This is a genomic window from Mycolicibacterium sp. 624 (assembly GCF_040548615.1).
Taxonomy (GTDB): domain Bacteria; phylum Actinomycetota; class Actinomycetes; order Mycobacteriales; family Mycobacteriaceae; genus Mycobacterium.
In genome coordinates this window covers 644,294-657,183 of the sequence record NZ_JBEPRZ010000003.1, presented here as the reverse complement: position 1 = coordinate 657,183, position 12,890 = coordinate 644,294, and the positions used below count along the sequence as shown (strand labels likewise).

Below are 12,890 nucleotides of genomic sequence, written 5' to 3'. Positions count from 1 at the left end.
GGTGGGCGGCAACGATGGTATGCAATTTTCGACCGAATCTGGCACGATCTTTAGTCTGCGTACTTGTAGTCGTGGGATTTCTCGTCCCTGGATGCGGAATATTTCGGAATGGCGTGGAAATTACCCGTGACGATCAAATTTCCGGTGGTATGGAACTAGTATCCCAGCACCGGGAGCCTGCTCAACTCCGGAGCCTGACGAATTTTGATTGGGATCAAGTTCATCAATTCTATATGTATGCTCCTGACGAATATATACACGAGGTTGTGGGTGTGCGAATAGACACTGGCCCATATTACGCAGCGTCGTTTAGCATGCTTGTATTTAAGAACAAGGGCCACGTGGTCAAGGCTGTCGCTATCGATGTCGATAGGGGTAACCTGGATTACCAGGATGGGCAGACATGGTCAGCCGATGTGTGGTTGGTGCCAGGGGAAAAGGGCGATCCGGGGCGTGGCCTGCGCCTCATGGAACCGCCATTGTCAAACCATTGAACTTCCCAGGTAAATGTTAGACGACTTGGCTGGGTTGCATAGCCCACGGCCCTGAACGTCAATTATGGCGACGCAAATTGAATCGCTGGTAGAAGGCGGCAACGATGGTACGCAAAATTCGACCGAATCTGGCACGATCTTTAGTCTGCGTATTTGTAGTCGTGGGATTTCTTGGCTCTGTATGCGGAATATTTCGGAATGGCGTGGAAATTACCTTTGATGATCCAATTTCCGGGCGCATGGAACTGGTATACCAGAACCGGGAGCCTGCCCAACTTCGGAGCCTGACGAATTTTGATTGGGATCAGGTTCATCAATTCTATAGGTATGCTCCTGGCGAATATATACACGAGGTTGTGGGTGTGCGAATAGACACTGGCTCAAATTACGTAGCGTCAGATAGCCTGCTTGTGTTCAAAGGCAAGGGTCACGTGGTCAAGGCTGTCGCTATCGATGGTGGCCGCCTGGAGTACCAGGATGGGCAGACATGGTCAGCCGATGTGTGGTTGGTCCCAAGGGAAAAGGGCGACCCGTGGGGTGGTCTGCGCCTCATGGAACCACCATTGTCGAACCATTGAACTTCTCAAACCCGCTTTTTCGGCTCCGTAGATGCATGCTTCAACGAGACTTGGTGCGCCTCGGTGGAGTTCCATTCGATCCTGGCGGTGGCTTTTAGCGGGGACCTCGGCTTGTCCAAGCACCAGCCAAGATCCTTCACCTACCTCGGCCCAAAACACCCAACAACAAACTCCAGGTCATCTTTGCCCTTCCCATGACAGGCCTTGCCTCAAGCTCATCCAGCCGGGCCCGTAGCTCTGGATGCATGGGCCGAATCCGGGCAAGTAGCTTGCGCGCCTTCGACACCTTGATGCTGCCGTACAGGTCGTAGGCGGCGGCCTCGATGGCGGCCAGCACGGCTGGCTGCGACTGCGGGGACCGGCTCAGCCGGTCCAGGATGGGTGCCTTCTCTGGCCACGGCACTGGACCTGAGAATGGCAGCAGATGGGCCAGCCGGGCGTCGTCGGCATCAGCGGTCATCGCACGCCACGCCTCAGCAGCCTCAGCTGGGCTGTCCTCGAAGGGGCCGCGCCACAGCCAGTACAGCACCGGATCCCGCAACCGCTGATCCGGCTCGTCCAACAAAGCACGCAGCTCCGCCCAGAACTGCGGACCCGATGCCCAATGTTGCACGTACATCAGGTTGGCGTAGCACGGCATCACCCGGTACAGCCGGAACGCCAGTGGCAGATCACCTTCCACCAAATCGGAAAGCTCATGGGGCACATCAACACAACCAGCTGACCGCTCGTCGGGCGCGTCGAGGAGCGTCCCAGTGCCCGCAGCCGTCGCCCAGGCGTACTCGCACGCACGCTGAAAGCAATCGGCTCTCACATGGTCGACCAGGTCGGCTAGCTGCACTCCGCAGACAGTACGCACTGACCAGTTCGAGGGGTGCCGCGTGCGTCGCGTGGGTCGATGATCGCATCGAACCGCCCGCGGCCACTGTGGAGTGGCGCCAACAACGGTGGTCCGCGGCCCCATCCACCACCGACCCAGACCTGCCGGGTCTTAATCAAGTCGGTCTCGTGGAGACCGTCAATCGTCATGGCGAGTGAAGCGCTCCGGTCTTGGCCTAGGACCCCGTGTTGCGTGGTCACTGAGGTCAGCAGTCGTCCCGCCCGCCCGGTAGTCATCGACTGTTGCAACTGATCCAGCCAGGCGGGCCCTGGCGGACCGTCGAGCAACGTGTCTCTAATGACCCATTTGAGTAGGTAGAGCCCAGTTCGTGTGCAAATCGATCCCTTGCACATAGGGTAGGGCGAATCCCAGGCGACCTGGGACGACGCGGATCCGGTCCAGGTGAGGCCGAGCCGATCGAGGGGTGACATGCGGCGGGTAATCGGCTGGTTGATTCTGGTGGGTCTCATCGCCATCGGGCTGCTGTGGCCGCTCGTCGGCGGCGGCGCATCCGCGGCCGGGCCGGCCAATGATCCGGTGGTGATCACCAACTTCGACGCTGACTTCGCAGTCACCGAGGACGGCACCCTTGACGCGGTCGAGACGATCACCGGTGAGTTCCCCATCGGCCGGCACGGCATCTTTCGTTACTGGGATGTGGCCAACCAGAACAGCCCCCATGTCCGGCAGACCCCGGAGATCACATCGATCCTGATGGACGGCGAGCCCGCCGGCTACCAGTTGCTGTGGGAGGACGGCGAACGCTTTCGGGTGGCCAAGATCGGCGACCCCGACAGCACGCTGACCCCCGGCGAGCACACCTACGAGATTCGCTACACCATTGCCGGCGTGCTCGATCCCGGTAGCACCGGCGAGGACCGGCAGTTCGCGCGTTCCGTTGGTGAGCCCAACTCGGTGTCGACGTTCTACTGGAATGTCATCGCACCGTCGTGGAACAACTGGATCGAGCGGGCGCACGTTCGCCTCACTCTGCCCGCCGATGTCACCGGTGCGCAGTGCTCGGTCGGGTACGGCGTCGGAGACGCCTGCGCCGGTCTCAGCGTCGACGGAAACACCGTCGAGGTCACCGCCACGGACCTGGCACCGCGCACACCGGTCACGCTGCGCGCCGGGACCGACCTGCCGACACCCGCGCGCACGAGCCTGCCGTGGTCGTGGACCTGGGACCGGATCCTGGGTCAGTCGGTGATCACCGTGGTCTGGCTCCTCGCGCTGTCCGTCGCCGGAGGCGCGATGGCCTACCTGTGGTACCGGACCACCGTCGAACCCGAGCCCGGGTTCCCGGTGCAGTACGCCCCACCGGCCGGCCTCGGCCCGGTGCAGATCGAGTACATCCGCACCGAGAGCGTGCCGAGCAACGGCCTTACCGCGACGTTGCTGTACCTGGCCGAACGCAAACTGGTCGACCTCAAGCAGACAAGCGCCGACCAGTGGGCCATCCGTGGGATCGCGCAGCGTAGCGCGTGGGCGGATGTGGATCCCGTCAGCATCGCCGTCGGCTCCGCGCTGAAGGTGATGAGTTCGGGCGCCGAGTTCGAGGCCAAGCCGACAAAGAGGGCCGGCGAGAAGCTCAGCAAGGCGAAGTCGGACATGGCGGCGGCGGTGAAGAAGTGGGCACTCGACGACGGTCTGATCGTGAAGCGCAAGAAGGAACTGTTGGTGCGCACGGCCAACGCGCTGGCACTGATCCTGGCCGTCTTCGGATTCCTCCGGTGGGGTTTCCCGACCACCCTGTGGGGCCTGCCGTTCGCGGTGTTCTTCGCCTTCACGGTGAAGTCGTGGGCTGACGGCGTGGGCATGCGGCGCACTGCGGCGGGACGCCAACTCTGGTCGCAGGCCGGGGGATTCCACCGACTGCTGTCCACCGACTCCGCCGAGACGCGATTCGACTTCGCGGCCCGCAAGGACCTGTACACCGCCTACATCCCGTTCGCGGTCGCCGCGGGCGCCGCGGCACTGTGGGCCAAGAAGTACCAGGATGCGACCGGCGCGGTTGCTCCGCAGCCCGATTGGTACGGTTCCTCGTCCACTACCAGCTCGAGTCTCTCCGACCACTCTGGTGGGCCTGACTTCGACAGCTTCGACTCGGCGCTATCGTCGTCGATCGGTGCCTACACCGCGTCGCAGGCATCATCGTCATCCTCGAGTGGGGGCGGCGGGTCCAGCGGTGGTGGTGGCGGTGGCGGTGGTGGAGGAGGAGGTGGCTCGTGGTGACCTATCTGTTGGTTCTGGTACTGGTGCTCTTGGTACTGGTCCTGATCGGTTTCGTGCTGGGCTACAACAAGATTCGCACGGCCGACGTGCGGGTGTCTGAGGCGCTGTCCGGTATCGACGTGGAACTGACCCGTCGCGCCTCGCTCATCCCGAGCCTGGTGCACACAGTTGAGACCTTCGCCGGACACGAGAAGGGCATCCTCGACCACGTCACGAACGCGCGAGCAGCGTTGACGTCGGCCACGGGTGGGAAGTCCGTCGCGCAGCGCAGCGTCGCCGCGAAGGATCTCGACACCGCCGTGGGGCAGGTGCTCGCGTTGGGGCAGAGCTATCCGCAGCTGAACTCCTCGAACAACTTCCTCAACCTTCAGGACAACCTCGCAGACACCGAGAACAAGCTGGCGTTCGCCAGGCAGTACTACAACGACGCGGTCGCCACGCTCAACCGTCTCGTCAGCACCATTCCGTGGATGTTCGTCGCGCCGCTGGCCAGGGTGCCGGAGCGCGAGTACTACCAGATTCCAGGCTGAGGTCTATTTTCGTGCGCATTGTCTTCGCGGGCACCCCCGAGCCGGCACTTCCGTCCCTGCAGCGGCTGATCGACTCGCCGCATCATGACGTGGTGGCCGTACTGACGCGGCCCGACGCCGCGTCGGGCCGGCGCGGCAAGCCGACGCCGTCACCGGTCGCCTCGCTGGCCCTCGAGCAGGGCATCCCGGTGCTGAGGCCGGCCAAGCCCAACGGTGACGAATTCGTCGCGGAGCTGGCCGAACTCGCGCCGGACTGCGCTGCAGTGGTGGCCTACGGCGCCCTGCTGCGTGACGGCCTGCTCGCAGTTCCCCGCCTCGGCTGGATCAACCTGCATTTCTCGCTACTGCCCGCATGGCGTGGCGCCGCGCCGGTGCAGGCGGCCATCGCCGCGGGCGACGCCGTCACCGGCGCGACGACGTTCCAGATCGAGCCCAGTCTCGACTCCGGCCCCGTGTTCGGTGTCGTCACCGAGACGATCCGCCCGACCGACACCGCGGGCGATCTGCTGGAGAGGCTGTCGATATCGGGCGCCATGCTGCTCGAGACCACTCTCGACGGGGTGGCCGACGGCTCGCTGACTGCCGTGCCGCAGCCATCCGAGGGTGTGACGCTGGCCCCGAAGATCACCGTCGAGGAGGCTCGGGTGCGGTGGGATCTTCCCGCGCACGTCGTCGATCGGCGAATCCGCGCGGTCACTCCCAACCCGGGCGCGTGGACGACGATCGGCGACCTGCGGGTCAAGCTCGGCCCCGTGACCGTCACGGATTCGGAACCGTTGCCCCCCGGCACTATTCGCGCCGGGCGTGACGGCGTGCTGATCGGCACGGCGACCACACCGGTGGCCCTGACCCTCATCCAGCCGCCCGGCAAGAAGGCGATGGCGGCGGCGGACTGGGCTCGCGGAGCCCGCCTCGACGAGACGGCGGTGGCATCGTGAATCGACCCCAGAATCGACCCCAGAATCGGCGTGGACCACGCCGGAAACCCCTTGACCCGGCCCGGCGGGCGGCGTTCGACGTGCTCCGCGCGGTGACGGAGCGCGACGCGTACGCCAACCTGGCGTTGCCCGCGTTGCTGCGGGAGCGCGGGATCACGGGACGCGACGCCGCGTTCGCGACCGAGCTGACCTACGGCGCGTGCCGCAGCCAGGGCCTGCTCGACGCGGTGATAAGCAGCGCGGCCGGCAGGCCCACCGACCAGATCGACCCCATCCTGCTGGACCTGTTGCGACTAGGCGTCTACCAACTGCTGCGCACCCGCGTCGAGCCGCATGCCGCCGTGGACACCACAGTGGAGCAGGCGGCTATCGAATTCGACTCGGCGCGAGCCGGTTTCGTGAATGGTGTGCTGCGCAACGTCGGCGCACGCGACGAGGCGTCCTGGGTTGCCGAACTCGCGCCGTCTGCCACAAGCGATCCGGTGGGGCATCTGGCATTCACCCACTCACATCCGCGCTGGATCGCCCAGTCATTCGCCGATGCGCTGGGTGCGGACGCCGGCGAACTGGGAGCGCTGCTGGCAAGCGATGACGAACGACCACAGGTGCACCTGGCCGCACGGCCGGGGGTGTTGACCGCGGCCGAGTTGGCCGCGCAGGTGGACGGCACCCCCGGGCGCTACTCGCCGTACGCGGTCTACCTGTCCGGTGGTGACCCCGGCCAACTGGCGTCGATACGCGACGGCTCTGCTCAGGTGCAGGACGAGGGCAGCCAGCTGGTCGCGCGGGCGTTGACACTGGCGCCCGTCGACGGTGACGGGGGCCGCTGGCTTGACCTGTGCGCCGGTCCTGGCGGCAAGACGTCGCTGCTGGCCGCCATCGCCGCCGACACCGGTGCCCGGGTCACGGCGATCGAGCCCGCACCGCACCGCGCGGATCTGGTCGAGCAGAACGTCCGAGGGCTCGACGTCGAGGTGTTGCGCGTCGACGGCCGCGAGAGCGGGCTGCCCGCCGCCTCCTTCGACCGCGTGCTGGTCGATGCGCCGTGCACCGGACTCGGGGCACTGCGACGTCGACCCGAGGCGCGGTGGCGCAGACAGCCCGGCGATGTGCCCGCGCTGGCGAAGCTGCAGCGCGAACTGCTGGCCGCGGCGATCGCGCTGGTGCGGCCGGGCGGGGTGGTGCTGTACGCGACGTGCTCGCCGCACCTGGCCGAGACGGTCGGGGTGGTCACCGACGCGGTGCGCCGTCATCGCGTTGAGGCGATCGACACCCGGCCGCTGTTCGACCCCGGCCTCGACACCGTGCCCGATCTCGGCGCCGGACCGCACGTGCAGCTATGGCCCCACCGGCACGGGACGGATGCAATGTTCGCCGCGGCCCTGCAAGTAGGCTGATGGCCATGGCTCGACCGCTGATTGCACCGTCGATACTGGCTGCCGACTTCGCTCGGCTTGCCGACGAGACCGCCGCGGTGAAGGGCGCCGACTGGTTACACGTCGACGTCATGGACAACCACTTCGTACCCAATCTGACCCTCGGCATGCCGGTGGTCGAGAGCCTGCTTCGGGTCACCGACATTCCGATGGACTGCCATCTGATGATCGAGGACCCCGCCCGATGGGCACCGCCGTACGCCGAGGCGGGCGCCTACAACGTGACATTTCACGCCGAGGCGACCGATGATCCGCGCGCCGTGGGCCGCGATATCCGGGCGGCGGGCGCGAAGGCGGGTCTGGCCGTCAAGCCGGGTACGCCGATCGACCCCTACCTGGAGATCCTGCGTGACTTCGACACACTTCTGGTGATGTCGGTTGAGCCCGGTTTCGGTGGGCAGAAGTTCATCCCGGAGGTGTTGGCCAAGGTGGGCATCGTTCGGCGGCTCGTCGACGCCGGTGAACTGACGATCTTGGTGGAGATCGACGGTGGCATCAACGCCGACACGATCGAGGCCGCTGCGGAAGCCGGTGTGGACTGCTTCGTCGCGGGCTCGGCGGTCTACAGCGCGTCGGACCCGGCCGCGGCCGTGGAGGCGCTGAGGCGGCAGGCTGCCGCGGTGTCCCCGCACCTGTCGTGATCACGCCCGAGGCCGCCATGCGGTTGGCCATCGACCTGTCCGATCAGGTCAAGGGCACCACCTATCCCAACCCGCCCGTTGGCGCGGTAATCCTGGACCGCGACGGTGACGTCGCAGGCGTTGGAGCGACGGCGCCGCAGGGTGGCCCGCACGCCGAGGTACTCGCGTTGCGTCGGGCGGGGGAGCGGGCCGTGGGCGGCACCGCCGTCGTGACGTTGGAGCCGTGCAATCATCACGGTCGTACCCCGCCGTGCGTGGATGCCCTTCTCGCCGCCGGTGTCTCGGCCGTCGTGTACGCCGTGGCCGATCCGAACCCGCTGGCCGCAGGCGGTTCCGCGAGGCTGACCGGCAGCGGTGTCGACACCGTGTCGGGCGTGCTGGCAGACGATGTGACCGGCGGCCCGCTGCGCGAGTGGTTGCACAAGCAGCGCACCGGCCGCCCCCACGTCACGTGGAAGTACGCGACGAGCGTGGACGGGCGCAGTGCCGCGGCAGATGGCAGCAGCCAGTGGATCACCAGCGAGGCCGCACGCGCCGACGTGCACCGGCGGCGAGCGGTGGTCGATGCGATCGTGGTCGGCACCGGCACCGTGCTGTTCGACGACCCCACGTTGACGGCGCGACTACCCGACGGCAGCCTGGCCGAACGTCAGCCGCTCCGCGTTGTCGTCGGCGAACGCGAAATATCCTCGGATGCAAGAGTTTTGAACGATGACTCGCGGACGATGGTGATCCGCACCCGCGACCCGCACGAGGTGATCCGGGCCCTGTCGGACCGCACCGATGTGCTGCTCGAGGGAGGCCCGACCCTGGCCGGCGGATTTCTGCGGGCCGGCGTGATCGACAGGATCCTGGCCTATGTGGCGCCCATCCTGCTGGGTGGACCGATCGTCGCCGTCGATGACATCGGGGTGCCGAGCATCACCCACGCCCAGCGGTGGCGTTTCGACGGCACCGAACGGATCGGCCCCGACCTTCGGCTCAGCCTGGTGCCCGGCTGAGCCGCTTGGGTGAGATCTGGAATTCCTCTCCGCGCCAATGTGACTGGCGTCACGCATATTCAGCGTCCGTTGGGTGACTCGTTACCGGTTTGAGACGTCGAGCGCGGGATGGAGGCCGGTCTGGGCGGGCGGGCGCCCGTAGAATCGAAGACATGTTCGGGCCATTGGAGCCCGTCACGCGTATCGCGCCTTACCAACGACGTTCGCGCGCAGGTAAGCACGAACAAAGGACAGGAACATGACTGCCCTGCAGGACTGGCTCGGTATTCGCCCAGTCGATCAGAGCACCATCAAGGAAATGGTCTGCCGGCCGCTGCGTGCGGTGCTGAGTGGCCCCGGCCCCAAACGCCACGAGTTCAGATTGCAGACGCCCGGTATCGAGCGCTGCTGAGAGGGCCGGCCGGGTCTACCGGTTGGCCTCGATGACCTCGGCCGGATCGGGATCGGGATCGGCGTCGGGAGCATCGGCGACCTCATGCCTGCCGCTGATGAACAGCCCCAACAGCGCGCCCACGATGCACACGATCGCCGTGATGCCGAAGATCTCGCCGTACTGAAGTGCGTACGCCTCGACGGACGCCTTCGCCACACGCGTGACTCCGGCAACCAACTGGCCGCCAGGTGTGTCGGCCGACGGCGCAGGCTGCGCTGCCAGGCGCTCCGCCAGGTGTTGATTGAACCGATAGATCCCCCACGCGGACAGTGCCGCCACACCGACGAGCATTCCCGTCATGCGAGCGACCACCACTGCCGACGAGGCGATGCCGTGCTGTATCGACGGAACCACGCGCAGTGCCGCCGAGGTGAGTGGGCCGATCACCAGGCCGAGACCGATTCCGGCCAGGGCGAGATCGGTGTCCATCGCGGGCAGCGTGAAGATGCCCAGATCGTGACGCGCTGCCAGCAGGTCGACGGGCCAGTGTGAGATGAGCCAGTACGCGTACGCCGCGATGAGTAGTCCGACGAACGCGACGATGCGGTCACCGACCCTGGTGGCGACCCAGCCGCCCACTAGGGCGCCGATGGGCAGCGCGACCAGGAAGCGCATCAGCAGGAAGGCGGCCTGGTTCTGGTCGAGCCCCAGCACCGCCTGGCCGAAGAGCTCGACGTTGACGAGCGTCACCATGAGTGCGGCGCCTGCGGCGAACGAGGCACCGAGTGCGCACAGGAACGGTCGGAAGTGCACGCCCGCCGGGTCGATGAGCTTGGTCTTGGCGAACTTCTCCCACGTGAAGAAGGCGACTGTGGCAACCGCCGCCCCGCATAGCAGTATCCAACCGCCCTCCGGAAGCACGTGCTCGCCGTCCGGGGCGGGGTTGTAGAGACCGAACACCACGAGCACCAGGACCAGCGCCAGCAGAAGTCCGCCGACGACGTCGACCTTCTCGGCCGGGCCCTCGCGCTTCTGCCGCGATGGGATGCTGAAGTGGATCATCACCATGGCGATGATGGCCATGGGGACGTTGATCCAGAAGACGTCGCGCCAGCTGTTGAGCGCCCACACCACCGCGATGCCGTACAGCGGGCCGAGCACGCTGCCGAGTTCCTGCGCGGCACCGATACCGCCGAGCACGGCAGCGCGTTTGCGCTCCGACCACAGGTCGGCGGCCAGCGCGAGCGTGACGGGCAGCAGTGCACCGCTGGCGATGCCCTGCACGATGCGGCCGATCACCAGGACCGTCAGATCGCCCGACATCGCGGTGATGATGGATCCGACGGCGAAGCCGACGAGGCTCACCTGCAGCAGCAGTTTGCGTCCGAACCTGTCTGACGCACGTCCCAGAAGTGGCATCGCCGCGATGTAGCCCACGAGATAGCCGGTGATGATCGGCGCGACCTGCTGGATCTGGTTGATCGGGATCTGAATGTCGATCATGATGTCGCGGATGATCGTGATCACGACATAGGTGTCGAGGGCGCCGAGCAGCACGGCGAGACCGCCCGCACTGATTGCGATCCGACGGCTGTTGGCCGAACCTGTTGAGGTCTGCGACATCTGGTGTGTCCTTACACCGCGGGCTTGGTGACGGTGACGGGCTTACCCCAGTCGGACATCGTCATCTGGACGGTGTTGCCGGGTGTCGGCTCCAGCTTGGCCTGGATGAGCTGATGGTCACCCTCCTCCTGGATCCAGGCGGTGGCGGGCACGGGGCCGGTGGCGCCGATCTGCGGAGCGATCTTGTTGACGGCGTCGGCGCTGACGGTTCCGGTCACCTTCACGGTGTCCACGCCATTGACGTTCTCCCGCCCCTCGGCCTTGGGGTCGGAGAAGTTGGCGACGATGTTGGCCAGCCCGGTGTCGGGCTTAAGGATCGCCGCCACGTCGTAGATGTCGACGGCGGGACCAAAGTCCTGCCAGCTGCCCGGCGTGATGGCGCCCCACAGCGTGTCGTCAAGCACGACGAACTCGACACCCTCGAGCTTCTGGCCGAGGAAGATGATGTCGGCCTTGCCGGAGGCCGCGACCGCCGGAGTCAGGGTCAGATCACCGGTCAGCGAGGCGATGGGCAGTGCCTTGATCTCGCCATTGACCGACAGCTGCAGGTGGACACTCTTCTGGGCCAGTGTGGTCTTCGTCGCGTCCGCCACCAGCGTTGCCGCGTCGGGCAGCGGTTCGGTCGACTCCTTGCTGGACGAGGAGCATCCCGCGACCAGCACGGTGGCGGTCAGGATTGCTGTAAGGGCTGATACGAGGACGGCAAGCCGGGGGCGCGTCTGCATGATTTGCATCGTAGAGGGTGTCGCGGGGTGGACCGCGGGTCCGGTGGGCTGGAATCGGTCGACTCGTGGTTTCTGACCTTGACATTCTCGCGAAAAAGGTTCATCGGGGTGTCGCTGTTTCGCTGGTGAGGGCGGCGCGCGGGACGACCGGCGGGCGCTCGGGCGGTGGCAAGGGTGGCGTCGTAGCCTTGTTCGGTGTTCACCGGAATCGTTGAAGAGCTTGGTGAGATCGTCGGCAAGGAGGATCTCGTGGATGCCGCGCGATTCGTCATCCGCGGTCCACTCGTCACCACGGACGCCGGGCATGGCGACTCAATTGCCGTGAACGGCGTGTGTCTCACCGTGGTGGACGTGCTGCCCGACGGTGCGTTCACCGCCGACGTGATGGCCGAGACCCTCAACCGGTCCAGTCTGCGCGGTGTTGACGTGGGTAGCCGGGTCAACCTGGAACGCGCCGCGGCCGTCAACAGCCGGCTCGGCGGACACATCGTGCAGGGCCACGTCGACGGCACCGGCCACGTGATCTCTCGGGCCCCGTCGCAGAACTGGGAGGTGGTGCGCGTCGCACTGCCCCCGGAACTGGCTCGCTACGTCGTCGAGAAGGGGTCGGTCACGGTCGACGGTGTGTCGCTCACGGTGTCCGCGCTCGGCGTTGACAATTCCGGGGACGACGCATCGGGGGACTGGTTCGAGGTGTCGCTCATCCCGACCACGCTGGAGATGACGACCCTGGGCCGCGCCGCTGTCGGCACCCCGGTCAACCTGGAGGTGGACGTGATCGCCAAGTACGTCGAGCGGCTGCTTTTACATAAAGACGGCGGCGACGCCGACCCAGCGCCCACTGTGTAGCCGCTACGGACGCGTACCTCCCTGCGGCTGTCCGGGAATCCACACCAGAAGATCCTGAACACCATCGTTGTAGACGACGCTGTTCGGCACAGGGCCGACGACGTCGAAGAAGATCGTGCCGGGCACCGAGCCGCCGATAACGGGGTAGATCGCCCCGTCCTGCGCGCGGGCGTTGAAGAACGGCATGAACGGATTCCCGCCCTCGACGGTCACATTTGCTTCATACAACTGGCCGTTGTGCGGTACCGGGGCGGAACTCGGATTCAGCCCGTGAACGATGTAGGTGACCTGCGGGGCACCGTTAGGGCCGATCAGTGTCTCCGGCTGACCGAACGGTTTGATGTTGCTGGCCGCCGACGCAGGTCCAAGCGTGCTGGCAGCGACGCCGACCGCGACCGCGACGATGCCAATCGATGTCGCTAGCTTGTTGAGCTTCACCTTGACTCCCCTCGTGTGACAACGTTGTCCACAGAGCGAAATTCCCCTCCGAATCGCTGGTGAAACGCGAAATCGCAGCACCAAGGCGTCGGCGTTCCAGAATTTGAGCCCATGCCCGGAAGCAGGCCCAGATTGCCGTCACCCATTTC

At 65.9% G+C, this 12,890-nt stretch carries 12 protein-coding genes; 8 read left to right on the top strand and 4 right to left on the bottom strand.

Going from position 1 to position 12,890, the window contains the following annotated elements; genetic code table 11:
• Positions 1 to 1,208: 1,208 nt before the first annotated feature.
• On the bottom strand, positions 1,209 to 1,913 hold the full coding sequence (locus ABIA65_RS15965; RefSeq protein ID WP_354524150.1) for a hypothetical protein: 705 nt from the start codon (positions 1,911 to 1,913) through the stop codon (positions 1,209 to 1,211).
• A gap of 468 nt (positions 1,914 to 2,381) precedes the next feature.
• Here ABIA65_RS15965 and ABIA65_RS15960 point away from each other — a divergent pair, with 468 nt between their 5' ends.
• The 7 genes from ABIA65_RS15960 (at position 2,382) to ABIA65_RS15930 (ending at position 9,124) form a co-directional block, all read left to right on the top strand.
• Positions 2,382 to 4,187, top strand: coding sequence for a DUF2207 domain-containing protein (locus ABIA65_RS15960; RefSeq protein ID WP_354524149.1), 1,806 nt, complete (start codon positions 2,382 to 2,384; stop codon positions 4,185 to 4,187).
• Positions 4,181 to 4,717, top strand: a complete 537-nt coding sequence (locus ABIA65_RS15955; RefSeq protein WP_241399198.1) for a LemA family protein — start codon at positions 4,181 to 4,183, stop codon at positions 4,715 to 4,717. The genes ABIA65_RS15960 and ABIA65_RS15955 overlap by 7 nt, the downstream gene beginning before the upstream one ends.
• 11 nt (positions 4,718 to 4,728) lie before the next feature.
• Positions 4,729 to 5,655, top strand: coding sequence for a methionyl-tRNA formyltransferase (gene fmt / locus ABIA65_RS15950; RefSeq protein ID WP_354524148.1), 927 nt, complete (start codon positions 4,729 to 4,731; stop codon positions 5,653 to 5,655).
• Complete coding sequence (locus ABIA65_RS15945; RefSeq protein WP_354524147.1) at positions 5,652 to 7,052, top strand: RsmB/NOP family class I SAM-dependent RNA methyltransferase; 1,401 nt, start codon at positions 5,652 to 5,654, stop codon at positions 7,050 to 7,052. The genes fmt and ABIA65_RS15945 overlap by 4 nt, the downstream gene beginning before the upstream one ends.
• 5 nt (positions 7,053 to 7,057) lie before the next feature.
• On the top strand, positions 7,058 to 7,732 hold the full coding sequence (gene rpe / locus ABIA65_RS15940) for a ribulose-phosphate 3-epimerase (protein WP_354524146.1): 675 nt from the start codon (positions 7,058 to 7,060) through the stop codon (positions 7,730 to 7,732).
• A complete protein-coding gene (ribD, locus tag ABIA65_RS15935; protein ID WP_354524232.1) occupies positions 7,732 to 8,733 on the top strand; it encodes a bifunctional diaminohydroxyphosphoribosylaminopyrimidine deaminase/5-amino-6-(5-phosphoribosylamino)uracil reductase RibD in 1,002 nt (333 codons plus the stop codon). Before rpe ends, ribD begins: the two co-directional genes overlap by 1 nt.
• A gap of 238 nt (positions 8,734 to 8,971) precedes the next feature.
• Entirely contained in the window at positions 8,972 to 9,124 is a 153-nt protein-coding gene (locus ABIA65_RS15930) for a hypothetical protein (protein ID WP_241399194.1), read from the top strand.
• 15 nt (positions 9,125 to 9,139) lie between these two features.
• Here the strand turns inward: ABIA65_RS15930 and ABIA65_RS15925 are convergent, their stop codons facing one another.
• Together ABIA65_RS15925 and ABIA65_RS15920 are read right to left on the bottom strand one after the other, a co-directional pair.
• Positions 9,140 to 10,729, bottom strand: coding sequence for an MFS transporter (locus ABIA65_RS15925; RefSeq protein WP_241399193.1), 1,590 nt, complete (start codon positions 10,727 to 10,729; stop codon positions 9,140 to 9,142).
• An 11-nt stretch (positions 10,730 to 10,740) separates the two neighbouring features.
• Complete coding sequence (locus ABIA65_RS15920) at positions 10,741 to 11,454, bottom strand: LppX_LprAFG lipoprotein (protein WP_354524145.1); 714 nt, start codon at positions 11,452 to 11,454, stop codon at positions 10,741 to 10,743.
• Between the two features lie 195 nt (positions 11,455 to 11,649).
• Between ABIA65_RS15920 and ABIA65_RS15915 the strand changes: the two genes are divergently transcribed.
• Positions 11,650 to 12,303, top strand: a complete 654-nt coding sequence (locus ABIA65_RS15915; RefSeq protein WP_354524144.1) for a riboflavin synthase — start codon at positions 11,650 to 11,652, stop codon at positions 12,301 to 12,303.
• 3 nt (positions 12,304 to 12,306) lie between these two features.
• Here the strand turns inward: ABIA65_RS15915 and ABIA65_RS15910 are convergent, their stop codons facing one another.
• Positions 12,307 to 12,741 carry a DUF1942 domain-containing protein gene (locus ABIA65_RS15910; RefSeq protein ID WP_241399190.1) on the bottom strand — a complete coding sequence of 145 codons (435 nt, stop codon included), beginning with the start codon at positions 12,739 to 12,741 and terminating at the stop codon, positions 12,307 to 12,309.
• Positions 12,742 to 12,890: the final 149 nt, after the last annotated feature.

Coding starts and splice junctions, on each gene's coding strand:
- ABIA65_RS15960 (WP_354524149.1), top strand. CDS start 2,382: ATGCGGCGGGTAATCGGCTGGTTGATTCTGGTGGGTCTCATCGCCATC.
- ABIA65_RS15930 (WP_241399194.1), top strand. CDS start 8,972: ATGACTGCCCTGCAGGACTGGCTCGGTATTCGCCCAGTCGATCAGAGC.
- ABIA65_RS15920 (WP_354524145.1), bottom strand. CDS start 11,454: ATGCAGACGCGCCCCCGGCTTGCCGTCCTCGTATCAGCCCTTACAGCA.
- rpe (WP_354524146.1), top strand. CDS start 7,058: ATGGCTCGACCGCTGATTGCACCGTCGATACTGGCTGCCGACTTCGCT.
- ABIA65_RS15925 (WP_241399193.1), bottom strand. CDS start 10,729: ATGTCGCAGACCTCAACAGGTTCGGCCAACAGCCGTCGGATCGCAATC.